General features: G+C 60.0%; 26 protein-coding genes and 1 pseudogene. 16 read left to right on the forward strand and 11 right to left on the reverse strand.

The window, feature by feature from the left end; all coding sequences use genetic code 11:
* From ACI77D_RS18090 to ACI77D_RS18115, 6 genes and pseudogenes are all read left to right on the forward strand, one after another.
* Positions 1 to 807: RHS repeat domain-containing protein (locus tag ACI77D_RS18090; protein WP_407017175.1), on the forward strand; the 807-nt coding region annotated here is incomplete at its 5' end.
* The gene (locus tag ACI77D_RS18095) at positions 804 to 1,124 is read left to right on the forward strand and encodes a hypothetical protein (RefSeq protein ID WP_064451893.1); all 321 of its coding nucleotides are present in this window, start codon (positions 804 to 806) and stop codon (positions 1,122 to 1,124) included. The genes ACI77D_RS18090 and ACI77D_RS18095, both read left to right, overlap by 4 nt.
* 24 nt (positions 1,125 to 1,148) lie before the next feature.
* On the forward strand, positions 1,149 to 1,460 hold the full coding sequence (locus ACI77D_RS18100; RefSeq protein WP_407017176.1) for an RNase A-like domain-containing protein: 312 nt from the start codon (positions 1,149 to 1,151) through the stop codon (positions 1,458 to 1,460).
* Complete coding sequence (locus tag ACI77D_RS18105) at positions 1,457 to 1,762, forward strand: contact-dependent growth inhibition system immunity protein (RefSeq protein ID WP_064451892.1); 306 nt, start codon at positions 1,457 to 1,459, stop codon at positions 1,760 to 1,762. The genes ACI77D_RS18100 and ACI77D_RS18105 overlap by 4 nt, the downstream gene beginning before the upstream one ends.
* Positions 1,763 to 1,847: 85 nt before the next feature.
* A pseudogene (locus ACI77D_RS18110) lies at positions 1,848 to 2,917 on the forward strand (RHS repeat domain-containing protein); the annotation flags it as partial.
* A gap of 2 nt (positions 2,918 to 2,919) precedes the next feature.
* Positions 2,920 to 3,339, forward strand: a complete 420-nt coding sequence (locus ACI77D_RS18115) for a hypothetical protein (RefSeq protein WP_407017177.1) — start codon at positions 2,920 to 2,922, stop codon at positions 3,337 to 3,339.
* 134 nt (positions 3,340 to 3,473) lie between these two features.
* Here ACI77D_RS18115 and ACI77D_RS18120 read toward each other — a convergent pair whose 3' ends face one another.
* From ACI77D_RS18120 to ACI77D_RS18140, 5 genes are all read right to left on the reverse strand, one after another.
* A complete protein-coding gene (locus ACI77D_RS18120) occupies positions 3,474 to 4,703 on the reverse strand; it encodes a M20/M25/M40 family metallo-hydrolase (protein WP_407017178.1) in 1,230 nt (409 codons plus the stop codon).
* A gap of 48 nt (positions 4,704 to 4,751) precedes the next feature.
* Entirely contained in the window at positions 4,752 to 5,810 is a 1,059-nt protein-coding gene (locus tag ACI77D_RS18125; RefSeq protein ID WP_064451888.1) for a diguanylate cyclase, read from the reverse strand.
* 89 nt (positions 5,811 to 5,899) lie between these two features.
* Complete coding sequence (locus ACI77D_RS18130; RefSeq protein ID WP_064451887.1) at positions 5,900 to 6,532, reverse strand: LysE family translocator; 633 nt, start codon at positions 6,530 to 6,532, stop codon at positions 5,900 to 5,902.
* Positions 6,533 to 6,597: 65 nt separating this feature from the next.
* A complete protein-coding gene (locus ACI77D_RS18135) occupies positions 6,598 to 7,467 on the reverse strand; it encodes a sugar phosphate isomerase/epimerase (RefSeq protein ID WP_064451886.1) in 870 nt (289 codons plus the stop codon).
* Positions 7,468 to 7,494: 27 nt separating this feature from the next.
* Positions 7,495 to 7,659, reverse strand: a complete 165-nt coding sequence (locus tag ACI77D_RS18140; RefSeq protein WP_016968943.1) for a rubredoxin — start codon at positions 7,657 to 7,659, stop codon at positions 7,495 to 7,497.
* A 158-nt stretch (positions 7,660 to 7,817) separates the two neighbouring features.
* Between ACI77D_RS18140 and ACI77D_RS18145 the strand changes: the two genes are divergently transcribed.
* Positions 7,818 to 9,230 carry a PLP-dependent aminotransferase family protein gene (locus ACI77D_RS18145; RefSeq protein WP_064451885.1) on the forward strand — a complete coding sequence of 471 codons (1,413 nt, stop codon included), beginning with the start codon at positions 7,818 to 7,820 and terminating at the stop codon, positions 9,228 to 9,230.
* 21 nt (positions 9,231 to 9,251) lie between these two features.
* Here ACI77D_RS18145 and ACI77D_RS18150 read toward each other — a convergent pair whose 3' ends face one another.
* From ACI77D_RS18150 to ACI77D_RS18165, 4 genes are read right to left on the reverse strand one after another with little or no spacing between them, the layout of a single operon-like run.
* Positions 9,252 to 9,917, reverse strand: coding sequence for a methionine ABC transporter permease (locus ACI77D_RS18150; protein ID WP_064451884.1), 666 nt, complete (start codon positions 9,915 to 9,917; stop codon positions 9,252 to 9,254).
* The gene (locus ACI77D_RS18155; RefSeq protein WP_082895865.1) at positions 9,914 to 10,660 is read right to left on the reverse strand and encodes a methionine ABC transporter ATP-binding protein; all 747 of its coding nucleotides are present in this window, start codon (positions 10,658 to 10,660) and stop codon (positions 9,914 to 9,916) included. Before ACI77D_RS18155 ends, ACI77D_RS18150 begins: the two co-directional genes overlap by 4 nt.
* Positions 10,657 to 11,451 carry a MetQ/NlpA family ABC transporter substrate-binding protein gene (locus ACI77D_RS18160; protein ID WP_407017239.1) on the reverse strand — a complete coding sequence of 265 codons (795 nt, stop codon included), beginning with the start codon at positions 11,449 to 11,451 and terminating at the stop codon, positions 10,657 to 10,659. Before ACI77D_RS18160 ends, ACI77D_RS18155 begins: the two co-directional genes overlap by 4 nt.
* Before the next feature lie 13 nt (positions 11,452 to 11,464).
* Complete coding sequence (locus ACI77D_RS18165) at positions 11,465 to 12,496, reverse strand: isopenicillin N synthase family oxygenase (protein WP_064451883.1); 1,032 nt, start codon at positions 12,494 to 12,496, stop codon at positions 11,465 to 11,467.
* 249 nt (positions 12,497 to 12,745) lie between these two features.
* On the opposite strand from ACI77D_RS18165, the gene ACI77D_RS18170 reads away from it, so the two are divergent.
* The 3 genes from ACI77D_RS18170 (at position 12,746) to ACI77D_RS18180 (ending at position 16,045) form a co-directional block, all read left to right on the forward strand.
* Entirely contained in the window at positions 12,746 to 13,486 is a 741-nt protein-coding gene (locus ACI77D_RS18170; protein ID WP_407017179.1) for a response regulator, read from the forward strand.
* On the forward strand, positions 13,483 to 14,787 hold the full coding sequence (locus ACI77D_RS18175) for an ATP-binding protein (RefSeq protein ID WP_407017180.1): 1,305 nt from the start codon (positions 13,483 to 13,485) through the stop codon (positions 14,785 to 14,787). The genes ACI77D_RS18170 and ACI77D_RS18175 overlap by 4 nt, the downstream gene beginning before the upstream one ends.
* 175 nt (positions 14,788 to 14,962) lie before the next feature.
* The gene (locus ACI77D_RS18180; protein ID WP_407017181.1) at positions 14,963 to 16,045 is read left to right on the forward strand and encodes an LLM class flavin-dependent oxidoreductase; all 1,083 of its coding nucleotides are present in this window, start codon (positions 14,963 to 14,965) and stop codon (positions 16,043 to 16,045) included.
* A gap of 134 nt (positions 16,046 to 16,179) precedes the next feature.
* Here the strand turns inward: ACI77D_RS18180 and ACI77D_RS18185 are convergent, their stop codons facing one another.
* Positions 16,180 to 16,974: a class II aldolase/adducin family protein gene (locus ACI77D_RS18185; protein ID WP_221294451.1), complete on the reverse strand. Its 795-nt coding sequence runs from the start codon at positions 16,972 to 16,974 to the stop codon at positions 16,180 to 16,182.
* Between the two features lie 116 nt (positions 16,975 to 17,090).
* Positions 17,091 to 17,996 carry a LysR family transcriptional regulator gene (locus ACI77D_RS18190; RefSeq protein ID WP_407017182.1) on the reverse strand — a complete coding sequence of 302 codons (906 nt, stop codon included), beginning with the start codon at positions 17,994 to 17,996 and terminating at the stop codon, positions 17,091 to 17,093.
* A 211-nt stretch (positions 17,997 to 18,207) separates the two neighbouring features.
* Between ACI77D_RS18190 and ACI77D_RS18195 the strand changes: the two genes are divergently transcribed.
* The 6 genes from ACI77D_RS18195 to ACI77D_RS18220 all read left to right on the forward strand — a co-directional run bounded on the left by ACI77D_RS18195 (position 18,208) and on the right by ACI77D_RS18220 (position 25,087).
* Positions 18,208 to 18,819, forward strand: a complete 612-nt coding sequence (locus ACI77D_RS18195) for a cysteine dioxygenase (protein ID WP_407017183.1) — start codon at positions 18,208 to 18,210, stop codon at positions 18,817 to 18,819.
* Complete coding sequence (locus ACI77D_RS18200; RefSeq protein ID WP_407017184.1) at positions 18,816 to 20,399, forward strand: rhodanese homology domain-containing protein; 1,584 nt, start codon at positions 18,816 to 18,818, stop codon at positions 20,397 to 20,399. The genes ACI77D_RS18195 and ACI77D_RS18200 overlap by 4 nt, the downstream gene beginning before the upstream one ends.
* Before the next feature lie 114 nt (positions 20,400 to 20,513).
* On the forward strand, positions 20,514 to 21,488 hold the full coding sequence (locus ACI77D_RS18205) for an ABC transporter substrate-binding protein (protein WP_407017185.1): 975 nt from the start codon (positions 20,514 to 20,516) through the stop codon (positions 21,486 to 21,488).
* A 12-nt stretch (positions 21,489 to 21,500) separates the two neighbouring features.
* Entirely contained in the window at positions 21,501 to 22,856 is a 1,356-nt protein-coding gene (locus tag ACI77D_RS18210) for an LLM class flavin-dependent oxidoreductase (protein WP_407017186.1), read from the forward strand.
* Between the two features lie 106 nt (positions 22,857 to 22,962).
* A complete protein-coding gene (locus ACI77D_RS18215; protein ID WP_407017187.1) occupies positions 22,963 to 24,126 on the forward strand; it encodes an acyl-CoA dehydrogenase family protein in 1,164 nt (387 codons plus the stop codon).
* A 13-nt stretch (positions 24,127 to 24,139) separates the two neighbouring features.
* Positions 24,140 to 25,087, forward strand: coding sequence for a D-isomer specific 2-hydroxyacid dehydrogenase family protein (locus ACI77D_RS18220; RefSeq protein WP_262667561.1), 948 nt, complete (start codon positions 24,140 to 24,142; stop codon positions 25,085 to 25,087).
* Positions 25,088 to 25,123 lie beyond the last annotated feature (36 nt).

Genomic DNA, 25,123 nt, shown 5'->3' on the forward strand with positions numbered 1-25,123 from the left:
GATCGTCATCGCAGCTACATCTACGAGCCGGACAGTTTTAGGCCTCTGGCACTGCTGGAAGGCTTTGGTCCAAAAGACACCCAGCCCTTCCACTACCAACTCGACCACCTCGGAACACCGCAGGAACTGACCGCGCCTGACGGCGAAATCGTCTGGTCGGCGCACTACCGCGCCTACGGCGAGATTGCCCGCCTCGATATCAGCAAAATCGACAATCCGCTGCGCTTCCAAGGCCAATACTTCGACCCGGAAAGCGGGCTGCACTACAACCGCCATCGCTACTACAATCCGGACAGTGGTCGCTACCTGACGCCTGACCCGGTGAAGTTGGCGGGTGGGATCAACGCGTACCAGTACGTGCCGAACCCTACGGGGTGGGTAGATCCGCTAGGACTCAGTAAATGTCCTGGTAATTGCGGTCCCTTTGAGGACGTCGAAAATCCGGCAAACAGTGCAATAGTCAAAGGTAGCCAGCCGACGCTGCCTGCACCTGAAGAAATCGAGTGGACAGCTCATGGGTATAAGCACAGCCCCTCAAAAAAAATGCCTTGGAAAGATATTTTGGCTACAACAAAGTCCGGCCCAGCCAAGTACAAGCCAGGCATAAATATTGAAAATCTGGAAAGAGAAGCCTATAAAAATGGCAGAACAGTTACTAATGGAAAAACGTGGAAAGTGATGGAGTATCCTGAGAGCATTGGCGCCAGCGAAGGAGTATCTAGCCGTTGGATACGTATTGAATTAAGCGCGAAAACAATCCACGGCCACCCTATATCAGAGCAAGAATTCCGGAGACTAACTAAATGATTTCGTTAGATTTTCTACAAGGCAAAGTAACTTACGACGAGCTCTCGATGTTGCAGGAATCAGGGATTGAGCATCAAGCCCACCATCTGAAAGAGGACTTGCTTCAAGTGGAGTATCCACACGGCTTCCTAATTGACGTAGGTTGGTATCCTTCATTCGACGCAAAAGGGCACTTCCAAATAAAGGTCGTTAAAGACTATGAATGGGAATCTCCCACTTTAACGCTTACCGCGCAGTCAATTGATTCGCTAATCGAGCAACTGCTGCTCGCTCAAGTTTCGATTAGCGCAGAACTTCAAAAAACGCCAATTCATTGATCGATTGAAAACATCTAATGAAGCGTGTTCCCCCAAGCTGGTACCTGCGACGAGCACACTCGCTCGCCAAAGGACCACGGACCGGAAAATGATCGCGCAACGGCAGAGTTAGCAATATCAAACGTATTAGATGACAACAAAGCCAAGATTAGCAACTTTTTCAAAGGGCAAAACAATCAAGTTGTCATTGTCCAAAAAGTCAAACACCCTATAGGCACCAGCTTTAAAAAGAACACCACGACTTCCGTTCCCGGAACGGAAATTCACCTTGTCATTCGCAGAGATAACAACATGCATAATGGCTACCGAATTCATACTGGATTTCCAAACCCATGAACCAAGACTATCCCGAACTACAGCAATTCCTTGCAGGCTATTTTAATCAAGATTGGGTGCACGACTACAAGAACGCAGATGATGTAATTGACTTTTTCATCTCCGATGTTTCTGCGGACGTACTATTCGAAGTACAGTCAGAATTAGACAGATTAATAATGACCAACAAGACGGAGCAAGAGCTTCAAGACTATTTATTCGCCGACATTGGATGCTACTACTATTATCTTAACGAATGGAAGGACGCTCGAACGTGGTTGAAACATGTGGCTTCAACCCTGAAAAAACAAAGCTTCAAATAAAAAACAAATAAGGCAGCAGAAAACCTTGTAGTGAGCGAGCTTGCGTTGAGCTGCGAAGCAGCCCCAATAGGAGCGGACGAGGTACCACCACTACGATCCCCTCGCCCGTCTGACTCGGGCCGATCACTCACAAGACGCACATGAACGCTTCGGCCACGACCCGGCAGGCAACCTGCTAATGCAGGATCGACCCGGACATCGTTGCCGGTAATCGCCTGATGATCCAGGGCGATCATCAGTACGACTATGACGCGTTCGGCAACCTCATCCGCCAACGACGCTGTAAGGGTCACCAACTTGTCACCGAATATCGCTATGACTGCCAGCATCGGCTGATCGGCATTACCCAGCCGAACGGGAGAACGGCCAGCTATCGCTATGACCCGTTTGGTCGACGGATCAGCAAAACCGTCGACGACACAACCACAGAGTTTTTTTGGCAAGGCGACAAGCTGATTGCCGAGCATCACGCGGATCGCCATCGCAGCTACATCTACGAACCGGACAGTTTTAGGCCTCTGGCAATGCTGGAAGGCTTTGGTCCAAAAGACACCCAGCCCTTCCACTACCAACTCGACCACCTCGGAACACCTCGGAACACCGCAGGAACTGACCGCGCCTGACGGTGAAATCGTCTGGTCGGCGCACTACCGTGCCTACGGTGAGATTGCCCGACTCGACATCGGAAAAATCGACAACCCGCTGCGCTTCCAAGGCCAATACTTCGACCCGGAGAGCGGGCTGCACTACAACCGCCATCGCTACTACAATCCGGATATTGGCCGCTACCTGACGCCTGACCCGGTGAAGCTGGCGGGTGGAATCAATGCGTACCAGTACGTGCCCAACCCGACCGGATGGGTAGACCCGCTGGGATTGAGCACCTGTCCAGGTGGAGATGGTTGCAAGCCAAGTGCTAACGTTCAAAACCCATCTCGTATATTTCAACGGCACTTTAAATATTCGACCTTGAACAAATCAAAGGTAAAGCGTTGTGGAACTACGACCCTAACAATGAAAAATACAGCGAAAAAATCATTGTTCTTTTTTTTGAAAGACCTTATGTATCCAACGTTCAATCCTTCGATGAATGGTGCCGAGATGAAATTCCGTGAAGACGGCACGCCTTTTACTCTGTTTCCGATCAAGGAATAAAAATGCTATTTCACCCATTTTCCGAGCACATACCTTTTGATGCGAGCTTGTATTATTTCGTAGGAGTTTTTGACATTTACGACAGAGAGGAAACCATGGGAGCAGAGCTTCACGCCTATGACCCCAACGACAAAAAAGATAGAGAAAATCTAATTCTCAAATATTGCCTGGATCCATACAACAAGCTTTCCTATCGCCACCGATACAAATTAATGGAAAACCTGGACGCCGCATTAAATACAGAAAACTTTGATTTTCATTGTTTTTTTGAGGATGACCCAGATAAATATTCAACGATGGCCTGGGACGAAACAGAAATAGTTGACCCTCAAAGCTTTTTTGCCGACATCTACCGATTAGCCAACGAGGTTTGGAAAGACGACCTCCAAAGAGCCAGTCTCGAAGACCCATCCACATGGTAAGAACACCACTTGCCTCACTGACAACCCCAACCCTGTGGCGAGCGAGCTTGCTCGCGTTGGGTTGCGCAGCGGTCACAATAAGCCAGCTGGCCAGAGAATCGGGCTCACCGGAATGAGTGAGCCCTGCAATCAAATCACCGCTTGGAAAGCTCCATAATCATCCGACTAAGCAGATAAATACGCGGCGCCACACTCTCCACCTCGGCATATTCCTCCGGCGTATGAATATTCCCGCCCACGATCCCAAACCCATCCAACGTCGGCGTCCCAACCCCGGCGGACAAGCTCGCATCCGCCGCCCCGCCGCTGCCTTCAACCGTCAACTTACGCCCCAGCTCCCCATAAATCCCCTGGGCAATGGCGACCAACTTGTCCGATTCCGGCGTTTGCGGCATGGGTGGCAGGCCTCGCAGCAAGCTGGTCTTCACTTCGGTTTCGGGGATCAACTTATTCGCTGAAACACGCGCCAGGTCTTTCTCGATTCGATCAAACTCCTCCGGCAACGCCGCGCGTACATCCGCCTTGGCGGTGGCTTGGTCGGGGATGACGTTGGTGCGGTCACCGGCCTTGATGACCGTGAAGTTGATGGTGGTTTTCTTTTCTTCATCGCCCAGTTTGCCCAGTTGAAGGATCTGGTGCGCCGCTTCCATGGCGGCGTTGCGGCCCAGTTCCGGGGCGACGCCGGCGTGGGCGGCTTTGCCTTTGACTTCGACCACGGCGGTGGCGCTGCCTTTGCGCCATACCACCAGGCCGTCGGCTGGGCGGCCGGGTTCGAGGTTCAGGGTAACGTCGTGGCCTTTGGCGGTGTTGCGGATCAGCTCGGACGCGGCCTCGGAGCCGGTTTCTTCGCTGGCGTCGAGTAGGAAGGTGATTTGTGCGTAGTCCTTGAAGCCCTGGTTTTTCAGGACTTTCAGCGCGTAGATGCCGGCGACGATGCCGCCCTTGTCGTCCATCACGCCAGGGCCATAAGCGCGACCGTCCTTGATGTGGAACGGGCGTTCGGCGGCCGAGCCTTCCTTGAACACGGTGTCCATGTGGGCCATCAGCAGGATCCTGGCTTTACCGGTGCCCTTGAGGGTGGCGATCACATGGCTGTTATTGGCGGCCTTGTCCGGCACCAGTTCGATGCTGAAACCGAGCTGTTTCAATTCATCGACGGCGATGTCGCGCACTTGGGTCAGGCCGGGCTCGTAGCCGGAGCCCGAATCAATATTCACCAGGCGCTCCAACAGTTTCAGGGCCTCGGCCTTGTACTGCTCGGAATCCGCCTGGATCTGTTTGTGGGGTTCGGCGCTGTAGGCCGGCATTGCGAAGGACAAGGCCAGGGTCGCGGCCAGGAGGGTACGGGAGAAGGAAAAGAGCATGGACCGATCCTTGTTTTTTGTTGGGAGGGGCTGCGACACCCTACCCCACTAAACCGACCGCAACCAACTCCCCTGCACTGAGCTGACCCGGTTACGCCCGCTGCTCTTGGCTTCATACAAGGCCTGGTCGGCGTCGTTGAGCCAACTGGTGGAATCGGCGTGGGCCGCTTGATACGGTGCCAGGCCGATGCTCAAGCTGGCGCGCAGGGTTGGGTCCTGCGCATACGCTAGCGCACTGAAGCGATCGCGCAAGGCATCCATCACTTCTGTAGCGCGATTGAGTGGCATATCCGGCAGAATCACACAAAACTCATCGCCGCCATAACGCCCGGCCAGGTCGGAGGTCCGCAGGTTCTGGCGCAGGACTTTACTCAATTGGCGCAGCACGATGTCGCCAGTGACATGGCCGTAGGTATCGTTGATGGTCTTGAAATGGTCAATGTCGATCAGCGCAATGGCCGCGCCCACCTGCTCGCGGCGGCAGCGCTGAAACTCGATTTCCAGTTGGTCTTTCCAGGCACCGTGGTTGAGCAGGCCGGACAGGCTGTCCGTGCGGCTCAACGCCAGCAACTCGCGTTTGTGTCGGGCCAGGGTCACGGCCTGGCGATAGCAGATCCAACCCAGCGCCAGGGGATACAGCATGAGGATCGGCAGGCACGCATACAGCTGGATCTCGGTCGTCACGGCGATAAACGCCGGACCAAACATCAGCAACGACAGGCCAATACCCAACCCCTGCGCGACCCAACCGGCCAACATAAAGCGAAACCCGCCGATGGCGACGTTGTTCATGGTCATCATCGACACGGTGGTGACGCTGGGCAGCGGGTTGAAGTGCATGGCGCCGACCCAGAACCCGCCGCAAAAGGAGTCGAACAGCAGGTTGCGGCGTTCGCTGCGCAGTGAATTGCTCACGCGGCGCGACCATTGATAGGCGAGGTGCGGCCAGACAAAGGCGTTGATCACCATCCACACCCACACCCACGCCGGTGGGTGTAGGGGATACATACCAAACACCACGCACACGAAGCCGAGCGTCAGCCCCAGTGCACGTGATTTATACAACCGTGAAGCGAGCGGAAGTCCTTTTCCTCCGGCAGCTGACATGGTCGGGTGTAATCCTGGATGAATGCCTGGAGTCTATCAGGGCAACGGCAAATCGCCACTACCGCTCATAAGGCTGTAGATCAGGCCATTCAGTGCGAAAAACCGCGCGCCAGCATCAACGCCACACCCAGTAGCAACACCGCCGTGACCCGCTGCAACAACACCCGGCGCTTGGGGTTTTCCAGTACGTGCTTGATGCGCTGGCCGAAATAGCAGTACAGGCAACCGCTGGCAAATTGCAGCGTCAGAAAGGTTAACCCCAGGATCGCGATATCCGCCGATGAGCTGTGCTCACCTGACCCGGCAAACTGCGGGAACACCGCGCTGAACATGATGATGGTCTTGGGGTTGGAAAACCCGGTCAGCAAGCCTTTGCCGAACAGGCTGCGCGAGCCCTCCACGGCACCGTCCTTGTTGATCGCGACGCCGCTGCTGGTCCACTGCTTGTAGGCCAGGTAAAGAATGTAGGCCACGCCGACAAACTGGATGGTCTGGGTAATGGCGAGGTTGCCCTTGATCAATTCCGAAAAGCCCACGGCAAAGATCAGGATCGAAATCAGATAGGACACCGTGGCGCCGATCTGCGCCGGGATCGAGCTGCGCAGGCCGTCTTTCAAACCCAGGCTCAAGAGCAGCAGGGTCATCGGGCCGGGGCTGAAGGTCATGGTGGCGCAAAACAGCAGAAAGTAGAGAAACGAAGACAGCGTTAACGCAGTTGTCATGGTCCGGGACCTTGGATTGAAAAAAACAACGGGGCGGGCCACGCAAGCGCCCGCCCCTGGGCCCATCAGGCGACCGCGATTTCGGTCGTCAGGGATTCGCGGTACATCAGCGCCAGGTCAGCCAGGGCAGCTTTGGCGGTCTGGTTGCGGGTTTCAAAGGCCACCAGGCCTTTCCAATTGGTTTCGACGATGGCCTGCATCACGTCGGCGTAGTCACAGTTGCCGTCATGAATGCCGAAGTGCTGGTCTTGCACGCCGTTGTTGTTGCTGAAGGAAATGCCCTTGATGAGGTGGTGATACTTGCGCACCACTTCCGCCGGCAGCCCGTTTTCGATGTTGGCGTGGCCGGCATCCAGGAAGAAGTACACGTTGCTGTGCGCTTGCAGGCGCTCGAATACAAAGGCGTATTCGGCTTCATGGGTGAAGATGTAGTGGAACGGCCGGTAGTTGACGTAGTTGGACAGGTTCTCCAGGTAGATATCCGTGCCCTTGGCCTCGGCGTAACTTGCCAGTTCCTGTACCGACTTGAGGTAGTGCTCCAGGGCAACCTTCTTGGCCATCAGCACCATTTTCGGCTCGACGATGCAGCCACCGTGAATGATCAACGGCGCGCCCAAACGGCTGGCGATGTCGATCTCTTTTTTCACGTACTCCACGGCCGCCACACGGAACGCCTCGACGTCACTGCCCAGTGGCGCCTTGAAGTTGCCGTGGAATATTGGCTTAACACCGGTCGCCTCGATGTGCGCCTGCAGGCTGACGATGCGTGCCTCGGTCCAGTCGTCGACCATTTCACCAAACAGGCTGCCGTCGATGTACCAGTGGGTGCAGTCGCCTTCGACAGCGGTTTGCAGGCCTTTTTCGGCGCCGAGGTATTTCTGGTGAGCCACACCGGTACAGAACGGCACGGTGGGGTTGATCAGTTTGCTGTCCATGGAGCGATTCCTTTCGTTGATGGAGGGTTAAAGTTCGATGGCCATGAAGTCGGCCTTGGTCACGCCGCAATCGGGGCATGTCCAGTCTTCAGGCACCTCTTCCCAAGGGGTGCCTGCCGGGATTCCGTCCTCCGGAATGCCCAATTCTTCTACGTACATAAAGCCGCAGGGTGCGCACATATAAGTCTTCATAAGGATGCGAAATCCATTGCTCGCCTGTAGGGAATGTCGCCAACTCCTGGCGAGATGGCGCGCAGTCTAGGGGAGCGGCATTGCACAAGGCAGGTAAAGTGATGCCTAATCCGGCCTAACTTCACCGGTAAAAGCACCGGCAAAGACAAGGAAGGTTTATGTTTGTATCCGCCATCGCCTTTGTGGAAGGCACACCCAAGGTCCAGCAGATCGTCGCGGCGTTCAGCCAGGCCATCGAGAGCGGTGAATGGGCGCCCGGCAGCAAGTTGCCATCGGTGCGTGAGTTGACCCAGACCCTGGGTGTGAGCAAATTCACCCTCAATGAGGCACTGGACCGTCTGCGCGGGCGCAACCTGCTGACCTCAAGCCAGGGGCGCGGCTACTTTGTGGCGATGGAAACCGCCCACCCGACTTCGGCGACCTGGGTCGACCTGCTGCCCCAGGACCTGCTCAGCGTGTTGCGGCGCCCGCTGGTCACCGTCAGCGGCGAACTGCGCCCCGGTGGCGGCCACTTGCCGGAGGAATGGCTGAACGGCGAAGCCATCCGCCAAACCCTGCGCAGCGTGGTGCGCGCGCCGTCGTTGCGCATCGCCGGGCTGGGCACGCCGGCCGGGCTGTTACCGTTGCGCCAAGCCCTGCAACAGAAACTGCACGCCGAAGGCCTGTCGGTGCCGGTCGAGCAAATCATCACCACCCCCAACACCGTGCAGGGCCTGGACATGCTGATGCGCCTGCTCGCACGCCCCGGCGACACCGTGCTGCTGGACGCGCCGTGTTACTTCAACTTCCACGCCAACCTGGCCCTGCACGGCGTCAAAGTGGTGACTATCCAGCGCCGCCCCGACGGCTTTGACTTCACCGCCCTCGAACAGCTGCTGGCCGAGCACCGCCCCAGCCTGTATCTCACCACCAGCGTGCTGCATAACCCCACCGGCCACTCGTTCAGCCCCAGCCAGGCGTTTCGCCTGCTGCAACTGACCCAGCAGTACCACTGCCATATTGTCGAGGATGACCTCTACGGCGACTTGCACCCCAACCCGCCGCCCCGACTGGCCACCCTGGCGGGCCTGAACCAGGTCACCTACCTGTCGGGGTTCTCCAAGATCCTGAGCGCCAACACGCGCGTCAGCTATGTGGTGGCCGCGCCGCAACTGGCCGCCAACCTGACCAACATGAAGTTGATGAGCGGCGGCGTGACCTCGGAGCTGTTCGAACAGATCGTCTATCGCATGCTCAGCGAAGGCAGCTACGCCAAACACCGCAAGCGCATGGTGCAGCGGTTGATGGAATCGGGTGGGCGCGTCGAGCAATGGCTCAAGCGCTGCGGCTGCGAATTGCCGATGGCCTATGAAGGCGGCATGTTTATCTGGGCGCGCCTGCCAGCGGGCGTAAATGGCGAGCTACTGGCCCAGGAGGCGTTGAAACGCAGCATGGTGTTGGCGCCGGGTGCGCTGTTCGGCTATGACCCCGCTCACCTCAACTCGATGCGCTTCAATGTGGCCCACAGTGATGAGCCACGCGCGCAGCGGGTGTTCGAGGCGCTGCTGCTCAAGGCCGTGCGCGCCCCTTGACCCGCTGCAAACCGATCACGTTTAGCGACGATGCGCCAACGACCTCACACAGCGATCCCCCAGGCTTTGCACGCCCTGCACCAGCACCACCAACACGATGACCGTCACCACCATGATCTGATTGTTGAAACGCTGGTAGCCATACCGTATCGCCAAGTCGCCGAGGCCACCGCCGCCGATCACGCCGGCCATGGACGAAAAGCCGATCAGCATCACCAACGTCAACGTCACCCCGGCCACCAGCGCCGGCAAGGCTTCGGGCAGCAGGACTTTTAGAATCACGTGGCGGATATCACCGCCCATGGCCACGATGGCCTCGATGCGGCCCTTGTCCACTTCATCCAGGGCGTTCTCGACGATGCGCGCAAAAAATGGAAAGGCGCCGATGGTAATCGGCACGACCGCCGCCGTGCTGCCCAGCGTCGTGCCGACGATCAAGCGTGTCAGCGGAATCAACGCAATCAACATCACCACAAAGGGCAATGAACGCCCCAGGTTGATCACCCCGCCCAACACACGGTTGAGCCGTGGCAGGGGGAACAGGCCACCGCGTCGGCTGATAAACAGCACCACGCCCAGCGGCAGGCCGATCAACAGTGTGAACCACCCCGCCAGCAGCACCATGTAGAGGGTTTCGCCTGTTGCATTGAGCAACAATTGAAGCACGTCGTTCCAGTCGGTTTTCATACGGCCCGCACCACTTGCAGGCTGGGCGCCAGCGAGCGGCCCAGGCGCGATGCCGGGTCAGCCTGCAATTGCAGCAAGGTGCCGCTTTCTACTACGCGGCCCTGCGCCAGGGACACCGCGCTGTCGCAGATGGCCTTGACCACCTCCAGTTCGTGGGTGATCAACACGATGGTCACCCCCAGCTGTCGGTTGATGTCGCGCAACAGCTCAAGGATCGACGCGGTGGTTTCCGGGTCAAGGGCGCTGGTGGCCTCATCCGACAGCAAATACGCCGGGCGCGCCGCCAACGCGCGGGCAATACCCACCCGTTGTTTTTGCCCGCCCGACAATTGCGAAGGAAACGCCTGGGCCTTGTCGCCGAGCCCTACCAATGCCAGCAACTCGGCCACCCGCGCCGCTCGCTCAGCCTTGGGCACCTTGGCGATTTCCAGCGGCACGGCCACGTTATCCGCCACGTTGCGCGAATGCAGCAGGTTGAAGCCCTGGAAGATCATGCCGATGCGCTGGCGTTGCTCGCGCAATTGCTTGTCGCTCAGTTGGGTCAGGTCCTGACCATCCAGCAGGATGCGCCCGCTGGTTGGCCGCTCCAGCAAATTGAGGCAGCGCAGCAAGGTGCTTTTGCCCGCCCCGCTGCGGCCGACGATGCCGAAGATCGACCCATCGGCAATCTGCAGCGACACGTTATCCAGCGCCGCCGGCTGGCCACCGGCGTAGGTTTTGCTGACCCCTTCGACGACGATCATTCGACCGCCACCGGGATCACCGAGCCGGCATATTTTTCGCTGATGAACTGGGCAACTTGCGGCGAACGCAGGTCCTTGGCGAGCTGCTTGATACGCGGGTCGTCCGCCAACCTGGGCGTGGTCACGAGGATATTCGCGTAGGGGTTGCCCTCGGCCTTTTCCAACCCCAAGGCATCTTTGGCCGGCACCAACCCGGCCTCCAGCGCGAAGTTGCCATTGATCACCGCCAGGTCCACATCGTCCAACGCACGGGGGATTTGCGGCGATTCGATTTCCAGGATCTTCAGGTGCCTGGGGTTCTCGGCAATGTCCTTGGGCGTGGCCTGGTCCTTGGACGCATCATTGAAACCTGGCTTGAGTGTTATCAGGCCATTGGCTTGCAGCAGGTAGAGCGCGCGGCTGAGGTTGGTGACGTTGTTCGGCACGGCCACGGTGCCTTTATCCGGCACCTGGGCGAGGCTGGTATGGCGATGGGAATAGATGCCCAACGGTTCGATATGCACGGTGGCCGCCACGGCGAATTTCTGCCCGAGGGCCTGCTCCTGTGAGTTGAGATACGGCAGGTGCTGGAAGTAATTGGCGTCCACATCACCGTGGGCCAGCAACTCGTTGGAGTTCACGCCGCTGGGGATCTCGATGATTTTCAGGTTCAGGCTCGGGTCAAGCTTCTGCACGTATTCGAGGATCTGTGCATGGGGAATCGGGTCGGCGGCGACGCGCAACGCATCGGCGGCCGACACACTGAATGAGGCCAGCAACGCCGCCAGGGTAAGTGCGGTGGTTTTCAATATCGTGATCTCCTGATCAGGCGGACAGTGCTTGGGGAAGTGTGGCGTCGGCGTAAAAACGTTGGGCGACATCAGGGTGCGAACGCAGGCGGCCCTTGAGGTAATTCCAGCCGACATCGCGCAGCAGCGGGTTACGCGGGTCGCTGGCCGGGCCATGTGCATCACGCAGCAGTTCCGGCGCCAATGGGTACACCGGCACCACCGCATCCAGCTGTGCGCCGAGGAAAAACGCCAGGGACAAGCGCTCGCTGCCCACCGGCGGCGAGACCACCCGGTGCACGGTGGCGCGCAGATAGCCGTTGCTGGCCAACTCAAGCAATTCGCCGATATTGACCACCAGCGTACCGGGGCGCGGCGCGGCGTCGATCCAACGGCCCTCCTCCACTTCCACCTGCAAACCGGCTTGCTGGTCTTGCAGCAGGAAGCTCAGGAAGCCGGAGTCCTTGTGCGCACCTACGCCCTGGCGACTTTGTTGTGCATGACGACCGGGGTAGCGGATCAGCTTGATGTGTTCGTTGGGTGTGCTGCCGTACAGCGCGTCAAACGCATTCTCGGGCAGCGACAGCGCCTGGGCGAAGGCGCGCAGCAGGCGCAACGACATCTGCGTCATCGCTTGCTGCCAGGCCAGCACCCGAGGCTTGAGCTCGGGCAAAGCGGCCGGCCATTGGTTCGGACCTTGCAGGCGCGCCCAGGCGGCCGGGTATTGTTCTGCATCCAGGGGCTCGCGCTCGGCGCCGACGTCGAACTGTTCGCGCAGGTCCGGCTGGCCCCGGGTGATCTCCGAAGCGGCGCGGTTGTAACCGCGAAAGTGCGGGGAGTTGAGCATGCCGACCGCGCGTTTATCGGCGTCGGGCAAGGCGAAAAATGCGCGTGCCTGCTGCTGCACCTGGCTCAACAGCGCCGGGTCGATCCCGTGCCCCGTGAGGTAGAAAAACCCGATATGCCGCGCGGCAGATCGCAGCTCATCAAGGAACTTGCCGCGCTGCTGCGGGCTGCCGTCGAGCTGTGACAGGTCCAGCAACGGCAACGTGGTAATTGATTGCAGCATCAAAGGCTCACTCCATGAACGTCTTGGGTTGGAGCGACCAAGCTAAACGATCTTAAAAACGCGTAATAAATACCTTTTTAGAATTAGCTTAGGCGCTGGGGTGAACGATCCCCGCACGCGTGCCTGTCGGTTTTTTTGCATCGCCGTGTATCTCGTTATCGCCAGATACACTGCAATACAAAGGGCACAAGGCAAAGCCGGCGCCGATGGCTAGACTGCGGCTCATGAGCATTTAACGAGGAAGGCAGCATGGATCATGTCGATCACATCCTGATCGTCGATGACGACCGGGAGATCCGCGAACTTTTGGGTAATTACCTGAAGAAAAACGGCATGCGCACTACCGTGGTTGCTGACGGCCGCCAGATGCGCAGCTTCCTCGACACCACCCCGGTTGACCTGATCGTGCTCGACATCATGATGCCCGGCGACGACGGCTTGCAGTTGTGCCGCGAGCTGCGGGTGGGCAAGCACAAGGCTACGCCGGTGCTGATGCTCACCGCGCGTAACGATGAAACCGATCGCATCATCGGCCTGGAAATGGGCGCCGATGATTACCTGGTCAAACCCTTCGCCGCCCGTGAATTGCTGGCGCGGATCAACGCAGTGTTACGCCGCACGCGCATGCTGCCGCCGAACCTGGTGGTGAGTGAGAGCGGGCGACTGATTCGTTTTGGGCGCTGGCGCCTGGACACGACTGCCCGCCACCTGCTCGACGAAGACGACACCCTGGTGGCCCTGAGCGGCGCGGAATACCGCCTGTTGCGGGTGTTTCTCGACCATCCGCAGCGCGTGCTCAACCGCGACCAATTGCTCAACCTGACCCAGGGCCGCGACGCCGATTTGTTCGACCGCTCCATTGACCTGTTGGTCAGCCGTCTGCGCCAACGCCTGCTGGATGATGCCCGCGAACCGGCCTATATCAAGACCGTACGCAGCGAAGGGTATGTGTTCTCCCTGGCCGTGGAAGTCCTCGGGGCCACGCAATGAAATGGCGGTTCGGCTGGCCGCGCACCCTGGCGTCGCAGTTGTCGCTGATCTTCCTGATCAGCCTGGTGTGTGCCAATGGTTTGTCCTTCAGCGCGCAGTTCTACGAACGCTATATCAGCGCGCGCACGGCCATGCTGGGCAACCTGGAGAACGATGTCTCCACCTCGGTGGCCATCCTCGACCGACTGCCCGCCAACGAGCGCGCCAGTTGGTTGCCGCGTATCGACCGGCAGAACTACCGCTACCTGCTCAATGCCGGCGAGGCCGGTGAGCCGATGAACAGCGATGACGTGCCGATGGCCGCCACCTCGATTTCACAGGCGCTGGGTGAGCAGTACGCGTTGACCTTGCGCAACATTCCCGGCATGCAGAAACACTTCCAGGTGCACCTGACCCTGGCCGATGGCAACCCGATAACCCTCGATGTGCGCCCAGCCGCCTTGCCCGTCGCCTATTGGTTGCCCGTGGTGCTGGTGCTGCAACTGGTGCTGTTGCTCGGCTGTACCTGGTTTGCCGTGCGCCTGGCCATCCGCCCGCTGACTCGCCTGGCACGCGCCGTCGAAACCCTTGACCCCAACGCACACCCCACGCCTCTGGACGAGAAAGGCCCAGCCGAGGTTGCGCATGCGGCGATAGCGTTCAATGCCATGCAAACGCGCATCGCCGAATACCTCAAGGAACGCATGCAGATCCTTGCGGCGATTTCCCACGACCTGCAAACACCGATTACCCGCATGAAACTGCGCGCCGAGTTTATGCAAGACTCCGCCGATCGCGACAAGCTGTGGAGCGACCTGGGCGAAATGGAGCACCTGGTGCGTGAAGGAGTGGCCTACGCCCGCAGCGTCCACGGTGCCACCGAGGCCAGTCACCGCATTGATCTGGACGCCTTTCTCGACAGCCTGGTGTTTGATTACCAGGACATGAACAAGCCTGTCAGCCTCACCGGCAAAAGCGCCCTCGTCCTCGACACCCGCCCCCATGCACTGCGCCGCGTGCTGGTGAACCTGCTGGACAATGCCCTGAAATTCGCCGGCAGCGCGGAACTGGAAGTCGGCTCGACCGCGTCCGGGGAGTTGTCCATCACCGTGTCAGACCGTGGGCCTGGCATTGCCGAAGATGAATTGGTGCAGGTGATGCAGCCCTTTTACCGGGTGGAGAGCTCACGCAATCGAGGCACAGGCGGCACCGGGTTGGGGCTGGCGATCGCGCAGCAGTTGGCGGTGGCGATGGGCGGCTCGCTGATCTTGAGTAACCGAGTAGGCGGCGGGTTGTGTGCGGAGGTTCGGTTGCGTCTTTAGTGCGGCCTTTAATGCACATTACTGATAGCTAAAATAGAAAATGATTCAGTATTTTAATAATTAGGTTAGAACCAACAGGCATTTTACAGACCCGCCCGCTGCCCTTACTTTTGACCCGAGTGACCGACCCCACGCCCGGAGGAGGTGTCAATCCCGTCATTAGCAAGGACAGACCATGAGCATTGAATTCATCGGCTATATCGGTGGTCACCACGCCTCCGAGATCCACCCGCGCAGCGGCCCTACCCTGCAACCGGACTACGTCGAAAGCGTGGCCCGCGCCCACGAAGCCGCAGGGTTCGACCGCGCCCTGGTGGCCTTCCACTCCAACAGCCCGGACAGTACGCTGATCGCCGCACATGCCGCCAGCGTGACCCAAAAACTGCAATTCCTGATCGCCCATCGCCCAGGCTTTACCCAACCCACGCTGGCTGCACGCCAATTCGCCACCCTGGACGTATTCAACGGTGGCCGAACCGCCGTGCACATCATTACCGGTGGCGACGACCGTGAACTGCGCGCCGATGGCAGCCATATCGGCAAGGACGAACGCTACGCGCGCACCGACGAATACCTCAGTGTGGTACGCCAGGAATGGACCAGCGAACAGCCCTTCGATTTCGACGGCACCTACTATCAGGTAGAGGGCGCACACTCGACGGTGAAATCGCCGCAGCAGCCGCATATTCCTGTGTATTTCGGTGGTTCCTCCAAGGCCGCCATTGAGGTCGCGGGCAAGCATGCCGACGTGTATGCGCTGTGGGGTGAAACCTACGAGCAGGTACGCGAAACCGTGACCCAGGTGCGTGCGGAAGCGGCCAGGCACGGGCGTACAATTCGCTTCAGCTTGTCGTTGCGACCGATCCTCGCCGAAACCGAGGAGCTGGCATGGGCGCGGGCCGAAACGATCTTGCAACAGGCGACCGCACTGGCCGAAAAGAATGGCTTTGTGCGCCATGAACCGCCGAATGAAGGCTCGCGTCGGTTGCTGGCAGCAGCGGCGCAGGGGTCGCGGCTGGATAAGCGTTTGTGGACCGGGATTGCCGGGTTGCTCGGCGCGCAGGGCAATTCCACTTCGCTGGTAGGCACCGCCGAACAAGTCGCTGAAGCGTTGTTGGATTACTACGACTTGGGCATCACCACCTTCCTGATCCGTGGATTCGACCCGCTCAATGATGCGATCGACTATGGCAAACAGCTGATCCCGCTGACCCGCCAGTGGGTCGCAGAGCGCGAGCAGGCCAAACAGGTCGCTTAAGCCCCCAAAAAACCCAGTGTGGGAGCGGGCTTGCTCGCGAAAGCGGTGGATCAGTCGATATTTCCGTTGACTGACACTCCGCATTCGCGAGCAAGCCCGCTCCCACATTTTTTACTTGTTCAGTGATTTCAAACTCAGTTTTTGTAATCGGTATCGGTGCGTTCCAATTGCCGAATCAACGCATTCCAATGCCGTGCCACGCCCGGCCCTTCGCCATTGCTGAATACCTTGGCCTGCTCTTCCACCTTGGCCACCACCTCTGCCGGCGGGAAGATCAACTCAGCATTGCCGCCCGCCTGCGCCGCAATCTGGATAGTGCACGCGCGCTCCAACCCTTGCAGCTGCTGGAACGCATGCTCCACGCTGACGCCAGCCGTCAACAGCCCATGGTTACGCAAGATCATCACACTCTTGTCACCCAAATCCGCCACCAGCCGCTCACGCTCATCCAAGTCCAGGGCCACGCCCTCATAGCCGTGATAGGCCACTCGCCCGGAGAACGCGATGGAATGTTGGGAGATCGGCAACAGGCCGTCTTTTTGCGCCGACACCGCAATACCGTCACGGGTGTGGGTGTGCAGCACCGCCTGCAGGTCGTGGCGGGCACCGTGAATAGCGCTATGGATCACATAACCGGCGTAATTGATGCCCAGGCCGGTCGGGTCATCGACCAGGGTGCCGTCGAGGTCGACCTTGACCAGGTTGGAGGCGCTGATTTCATCGAACAAAAGCCCGAAGGCGTTGATCAGAAAGTGCTCCTGCGGCCCCGGCACACGGGCGGAAAAGTGCGTGTAGATGTGGTCGGTCCACTTGTACAACGCCGCCAGTCGATAGGCCGCGGCCAGTTTGACGCGCACCTCCCACTCTTCTGGCGTGACGCGCTGGCGAACGTTGCTGGAAACGCTGGAGATCGGGGTGACGCTGCTCATGGCAAAACTTCCTGGATAGCCTTAAGGACTTCCAGTCAGCCTATGGGATGGCAAAAAATAATAAAAAGCACATTTTAATCTAAGCTAATTATTATTTTTTTTCATAACCATAATGCTCAGGCCGCGTCCCGCAGCTTGTGCAACGACGCCGCCACCCACTGGCCAAACGCATCCACCGGGCCTTGCAGGTTGCCCAGGAAGTGCGGGTAGATCAGCCACAAATCCAGCACCGGTTTGAAGTCCTTGAGCTGCATCACCGCCAGTTGCTCACGATGGGCGCTGCGCTCCAACAGCGGGCGTGGCACCAGGCCCAATCCCAGGCCGTCAGCCACAAGCCCCAATTGCAGCTCGGTGCCGAAGGTTTCCAGGTTCACCCGCAATGCCAAACCTTGATCGGACAGCGTGCGCTGCAAACCGGCACGGAAACCGCAGCCATCCGGGTTGAGAATCCAGCCATTCTGGTACACGTCCGCCAACTTGCACGGTTTCTTCGGTAACTGTGCCTTGGCGCACACCACCACCAGCTCCATCTTGCCGATGGACTCACCGACAATGTTGTCCGGGAATATCTTGCCGGCCGGGAATAAGGCCGCCGCCGCATCCAGCTCGCCGCGCTCGATCTTGCCCACCAACTGGCTGTCCCAGCCGGTGGCGACTTGGGCGCGCAGGTCCGGGTATTCGGTACGCAGCTGCTTGAGCGCATCCAGCAGCACCACATCGCCGATGGTTTGCGGCACGCCCAGGCGCAGCACGCCGGTGGGCGGCGCGTCCGTGGCCACCAGTTCACGCAGTGCGTCCATCTCACGCAGGATCAGGCGGCATTGCTCATAGACCCGGGTGCCAATCAGCGTAGGCTTCAGAGGCTTGGTATTGCGGTCGAACAGCTCCACACCCAGCGCCTGCTCGAAGTTCTGCACACGGCGGGTGATGGCCGGCTGGGTCAGCTGCAACGACTCGGCTGCGTGGCTGATGGACTGGCAACGAATCACTTCGACAAAGGCATCGATATCGTCAATTTTCATTTGGGCCGCACATAGAGAACAGTCATTAAGATGTGTGCGAAGCATAGTTGCCGCAACGCTGCCTGGATAGTCCATGCTGGGATCGATAACGTCTAACGCTATTCAGACCGGTTCTAAATTACCTAAAGCTATAAGCTAATCATTAAAAAATAGCATATTAAATATAAACATTATGCTTATATAAAACCATCAACAGCACGATGGAATTGCCATGACCCAGGCCCCGCACCCCGAGAGACTCAGAGCCTTTATAGGCGCCCTGGCGGAATTGATCGACGGCAATCCACGCGAAGGCGACCTGCTGCACCGTGGCGGCAAGTTACTGGCGCAACTGGTCAGCCACGATGACTGGCTGCCCGACGAATACGCCCAGCCCGACCCGCAGCGCTACCAGCAATTTTTGTTGCATGCCGATTCCCGCCAGCGTTTCAGCATCGTCAGCTTTGTGTGGGGGCCGGGGCAAAGCACACCGATTCATGACCATCGGGTGTGGGGGCTGATTGGCATGTTGCGTGGCGCGGAGTTTTCCCAGGGTTTCGAACGCGCGCCTGACGGCAGCCTGGTGGCCGAAGGCAGGCCTGTTCACTTGGTGCCGGGCCAGGTCGAGGCCGTGTCGCCCAAGGTGGGGGATATTCATCAGGTCAGCAATGCACACAGCGACCAGGTGTCTATCAGCATCCATGTGTACGGCGCCAACATCGGTGCCGTGCGCCGCGCGGTGTACCAGCCCGACGGCAGCGAAAAACTGTTTATCTCCGGTTATTCCAACGCCTACCTCCCGAACATCTGGGATGTGTCCAAAGAAAAGAGTCCTGCCCTATGACCACCGTATCGACCCGCAGCTTTGCCCAGATTCGCCAGGCCTTGTTGGACCGTGAGGAAGTCGCTCTGGTCGACGTGCGCGAAGAAGCGCCGTTTGCCGAGTCTCACCCGCTGTTCGCTGCGAACATCCCGCTGTCCAAGCTGGAACTGGAGGTGTATTCGCGCATTCCACGCCGTGATACGCAGGTCACCGTCTACGACAACGGCGAGGGGCTGGCGCAGCGTGCCGTTGAGCGCCTGGTTGCGCTGGGCTACACCCAGGTCAGCCAGTTGGAAGGTGGGCTAGACGGTTGGCGCCGAGCCGGTGGCGAGCTGTTTATCGACGTCAACGTGCCAAGCAAGGCCTTTGGCGAACTGGTCGAAAGCGAACGACATACGCCGTCCCTGGCGGCTGAACAGGTGCAGGCCTTGCTCGACAGCCAGGCCGATGTGGTGGTGCTCGACGCGCGCCGTTTCGACGAATACCAGACCATGAGCATCCCCACCGGCATCAGCGTGCCGGGTGCTGAACTGGTGTTGCGCGCCCGTGAACTGGCGCCGGACCCGGCCACCCGTATCATCGTCAACTGCGCCGGGCGTACCCGCAGCATTATTGGCACCCAGTCACTGATCAATGCCGGCATCGCCAACCCGGTGTCGGCCTTGCGCAACGGCACCATCGGCTGGACCTTGGCCGGGCAGAAACTCGCCCATGGCCAGTCGCGCCGCTTTGCACCAACCTCCGAAGAACACCGCCGGATCGCCGCCCAGGACGCGCGTCGCGTTGCCGACAAGGCCCGCGTCGGCCGCGCCACGCTGGCAGATCTGCAACGCTGGCAGCAGGAACCGACCCGCACCACCTACCTGTTCGATGTGCGCACGCCGGAAGAATTCGAAGCCGGCCACTTGCCCGGCGCGCGCTCCACGCCGGGGGGCCAACTGGTCCAGGAAACCGACCACGTCGCCAGCGTGCGCGGTGCGCGACTGGTGCTGGCGGATGACGATGGCGTGCGGGCTAATATGTCGGCGTCCTGGCTGGCCCAGCTTGGCTGGGAAGTGCATGTGCTGGACGCTCTGCAACCGGCGCATTTCAGTGAACACGACGCCTGGGTTGCCCCGGTTCCCGCGCCGCCCCAAGCCGAACTCATCAGCCCACACACCCTCGCAGACTGGCTGGGACATGGCGACACGGTCGTGTTGGACTTCACCGCCAGCGCCAACTACGTGAAACGCCATATCCCGGGGGCCTGGTGGGCGCTGCGCGCGCAATTGCCCGAGGCCCTGGCCAAAGTGCCGGCTGCCCAGCGTTACGTGCTGACCTGCGGCAGCAGCCAACTGGCGCGCCTGGCGGTGCCCGAGGTCGAAGCCATTACCGGCAAACAGGTGTTCCTGCTGCAAGACGGCACGGCCGGCTGGATCAAGGCGCAACTGCCGCTGCAAGAAGGTGAAACCCACCTGGCCTCGCCGCGCATCGACCGTTACCGCCGCCCCTACGAAGGCACCGACAACCCCAAGGAAGCCATGCAGGCTTACCTGGATTGGGAGTTCGGCCTGGTCGACCAACTGGCCCACGACGCCACCCACGGTTTCCATGTGATCTGACCCATCATCTGACCCTACAGCTGCACCGCGAGCGGTGCAGCGCCCCAGGACATCCGACCCCTTCTCCAGGCGGAGGTATCCGTACCCCTTTAACAAACGCCTGGAGTTTGTCCCATGCTGTTCACCACACCGTTCAAGCGCCTTCTGCTGGGCGCCGCCCTCGCCTTGGGCCTGGTCACCACCGCCCACGCCGCTGACCTGCAACCCCTGCGAGTGGCCAATCAAAAATCCACGATCAAGGCGCTGCTGGAAGCTTCCGGCGAAACCAAAAACGTCCCGTATGAAATCAAGTGGTCGGAGTTCCCGTCCGCCTCGCCGTTGGGCGAAGCCTTGAATGCCGGCGCCGTCGATATCGGTGCGTTGGGCGATGCACCGTATGTGTTCGCCGTGGGTGCAGGGGCATCGCTCAAGGTGGTCAGCATCATCCACGCCGAAGGGCGCAACACCACTGCGCTGTTGGTGCCCAAGGACTCACCGATCAAGACCGTGGCCGACCTCAAGGGTAAAAAAATCGTCACCGGGCGCGGCTCCATCGGCCATTACCTGGCGATCAAGGCCCTGGCCAGCGCTGGCCTGACGACCCAGGATGTGCAGTTCATTTTCCTGCTGCCCAGCGAATCGCGCCTGGTACTGGATAACGGTACGGTCGACGCCTGGGCCACATGGGACCCCTACACCACCGTGGTCACCTCACAGAGCCAGGCCCGCGTGTTGATCAGTGGCAACCAGTTGCTGAGCAATCACCTGTACTTCGCCGCCACCCGCCAGGCCATCGCCGAAAAACGCGCGCAACTGAATGACTTTGTCGCCCGCGTCGATCGCGCCTACGCATGGGCCAACGTGCACCCCGATGAGTACGCCGCCGCCCAGGCCAGGATCACCGGCCTGCCGTTAGCCGTGCACGTGGAGGTGGCCAAAGACACCCATCTGTCCCCCGTGCTGATCGACGACGCCGTCATCAGCGGCCTTCAAGCCACAGCCGACACCTATCAAAAAGAAGGCCTGCTGCCCAAGCACATCGACGTGTCGCAGGGCTTCGACAAGAGCTTTAACGCCGAGCGTGTCCCCAATTCCCAAGCATCGCGCTAAAAGGAGCAGCACATGAGCAAGCCAGGTCAATTGAAGCCACGCCATTTGAAACTGGGCGCCATGGTCCACGGTGTCGGTCACGGCTGGGGCGAATGGCGCCATCCGCAGGCGCAAGCCAATGCCAGTACTCACTTTGGCTTCTACAAACAGCAGACTGAACTGGCCGAAAGCGCCAAATTCGACTTCGTGTTTATCGCCGACAGCCTGCACATTCACGCCAAATCCAGCCCGCACTACCTCAACCGTTTCGAGCCGCTGACGATCCTCTCGGCCCTCGCCGCATTGACCACTCATATCGGCCTGGTGGCGACGGTGACGGTGAGCTACACCGAGCCTTACCAGGTGGCGCGCCAGTTTGCCTCCCTGGACCATATCAGCGGCGGCCGCGCCGGGTGGAACGTGGTGACCTCCTGGCTGAGCGGCACCGCCGATAACTTCGGCAAGGCCGAGCACCCGCCACACGCCGTGCGCTACCGTATCGCCAAGGAACACTTGAATGTGGTCCAGGGCCTGTGGGACTCCTGGGAAGACGACGCCTTTGCCTACGACAAACAGAGCGGCGAGTTTTTCACCCCGCACAAGCTGCATGCCCTGAATCACAAAGGTGAGTTTTTTTCGGTGAAGGGCCCGCTGAATATCGCCCGCTCGCGCCAGGGCCAGCCGGTGATTTTCCAGGCGGGCACCTCGGAAGATGGGCGTAACTTTGCCGCCGAAAATTCCGATGCGATTTTCGTGCACGTCGAGAACATTGAAGAGGCCAAGGCCTACAGCGCCGACTTGAAGCGCCGCGCCAAGGGCTTTGGCCGTGACGCCGACAGCCTGTCGATCTTGCCCGGCATCCGCCCGATTGTCGGGCGCGATGCAGCGGAGGTGGAACGCCGCTATCAGCAGGCCGTGGACCTGGTGACCGTAGAGGACGCCATTGTGGCGCTGGGCCGTCCCTTCAACGACCACGACTTCAGCCAATACCCGCTGGATGAACCGTTCCCGGAACTCGGCGACCTGGGCGCCAACAGTCAAAAAGGCGGCTCCGACCGCATCAAGCAATTGGCCAGGGACGAAGGCCTGACATTGCGCGAAGTGGCCCTGCGTTTTTCGCGGCCCAAACGCGATTTTGTCGGCACCCCGGAGCAAGTCGCCGATGCGATCCAGACCTGGTTTGAAGCCGGCGCCAGTGACGGCTTCATCATCAACTCGGTGCTGCCGGACGGCTTGCAGTTCTTCACCGAGTTGGTGGTGCCGGTGCTGCAACAGCGCGGGCTGTTTCGCACCGAGTACAGCGGCCATACCTTGCGCGACAACCTCGGGCTGCACGTGCCGGCCAACCGTTACAGCGTGGCTGAAGCGCCCCTCAAGGCCCTGGCTTGAACGATGCGGCTGGCTCCCGATAACGCTGTGTCAGGCAGCCTATTCATTGGCTGAACCACCGCCATCGCGAGCCAGCCCGCGCCCACATTTGACTGAGTACAGACTCATGACTCAACCGTCTTTACGCTCCGTGGAAGTCGCCAACTTCGAAGCCCTGCTCGAACGCCTCAGCGCTGAATTGGCCAGCAACGCGCATTTGTATGATGAGAGCGGCGCCTTTCCCCATGACAATTTCAAGCGCTTGCATGAGCATGGATTGGTCGCCTTCACCGTGCCCAAAGCCCTGGGTGGAGGCGGCGCCAACCTGCCCCAGGCGCGCAAAGCCATCAGCGCGATTGCCAAGGGCGAACCCTCTACCGCACTGATCCTGGTGATGCAGTACCTGCAACACACACGCCTGCAAGACAGCAAAACCTGGCCCCGCCACCTGCGCGTGCACGTCGCCGAAGACGCGGTGCGCAACGGTGCGCTGATCAACGCCCTGCGCGTCGAACCCGACCTCGGCACCCCGGCCCGTGGCGGCCTGCCGGCAACCACGGCGGTGCGTACCACCGAGGGTTGGCGCATCAGCGGGCGCAAAATCTACTCCACCGGCAGCCATGGGCTGAGCTGGTTCAGCGTGTGGGCGCGCAGTGACGACGCCGACCCGTTGGTCGGTGCCTGGCTGGTGCCCAAAAACAGCCCGGGTGTGAGCATCATCGACACCTGGGACCACTTGGGCATGCGGGCTACCTGCAGCCATGAAGTGGTGCTCGATAACGTGTTGGTGCCGCTGGACCACGCCGTCAGTGTGAGCCCCTGGAGCGCGCCGCAGCCGGAACTCGATGGCGATGCGTTCCTGTGGATGTCGGTGTTGCTGTCGTCGGTGTATGACGCCGTGGCCCAGGCTGCGCGGGACTGGCTGGTGAATTGGCTGGAGCAACGCAAGCCGTCCAATCTCGGCGCAGCGCTGTCGAGCTTGCCGCGTTTTCAGGAAACGGTCGGGCATATCGACACCCTGCTGTTTGCCAACCGCAGCCTGCTCGATGCAGCCGCTGAAGGTCACACGCCTGCCGCCAATGCCGCGCAGCTTAAATACCTGGTGACCGGCAATGCGATTCGCGCCGTGGAGCTGGCCATCGAAGCCTCGGGCAACCCTGGCCTGTCGCGCCACAGTCCGCTGCAACGGCACTACCGCGACGTGCTGTGCAGTCGCGTGCATACGCCACAGAACGACGCCGTGCTGCAAGGCGTCGGCAAAGCTGTCTTCGCCCAACGTGCCCCAATCTGAAGAAGGAACGCTCATGAGTCAGGTGATTATCGCCAGCCAACTGGACGAAGACTATAACGATGTGATTCGCGAACGCCTCGCCTCGATCCACCCGCAGGCCCAAGTGATCGGCGTGCCCGCCGGCGTACCGAGTGACCTGCCGCCCCAGGCCAATATCCTGCTGCTGCGCCCGATCAACGTGCGTGGTTACACCGCGCCGGACACCCCGCCGCCCGGCTGGCCCTATGGCGCGCAGTGGGTGCACCTGGTGTCATCGGGCATCGACTTTTATCCGCAATGGCTGTTCAACGGCCCGCCGGTCAGCACCTCCCGGGGCAGCGCCGCCGATAACCTCGCCGAGTTCGCCCTGGCGACGATCTTTGCCGCGTCCAAGCATTTGCCGGACATCTGGGTGAAGGACGCCCAGTGGCATTTCACCGCACTGCGCCCGCTCAAGGGCACCACCCTGGGCCTGCTCGGCTTCGGTGCCATCGGCGAAGCCCTCGCGCACAAGGCGCTGGCCCTTGGGATCAACGTGGTCGCATTGCGCCAACGCGCGGCGCCCATTGCGGTGGAAGGCGTCGAAACCGCACGGGATATCCACGACCTGTTCGCCCGCGCAGACCACCTGGTGCTGGCCGCGCCACTCACCGAGGCCACGCGGCATATCGTTAACCGTGATGTGCTGGGCAGCGCCAAGCCGGGGTTGCACCTGATCAACATTGCGCGTGGTGGCCTGCTGGACCAGGCGGCGTTGCTGGAAGCGTTGGACAACGGCCAGATCGGCTTGGCCTCGCTGGACGTGACCGAACCGGAGCCGTTGCCGGACGGGCACCCGCTGTATACCCATCCGCGTGTGCGCTTGTCGCCCCATACCTCAGCCATTTCGACTAACAGCAAGCAGGAAATTGCCGATACGTTCCTGGCCAATCTGGAGCGTTATGTAGGCGGTTCGACGCTGGCCAACCTGGTTAATCGCTAAGCCGAACGCCTACAAAAATGAGCAGGCTTGTTTGCG

This window comes from Pseudomonas sp. O39, assembly GCF_045447295.1.
Classification (GTDB): domain Bacteria; phylum Pseudomonadota; class Gammaproteobacteria; order Pseudomonadales; family Pseudomonadaceae; genus Aquipseudomonas; species Aquipseudomonas antarctica_A.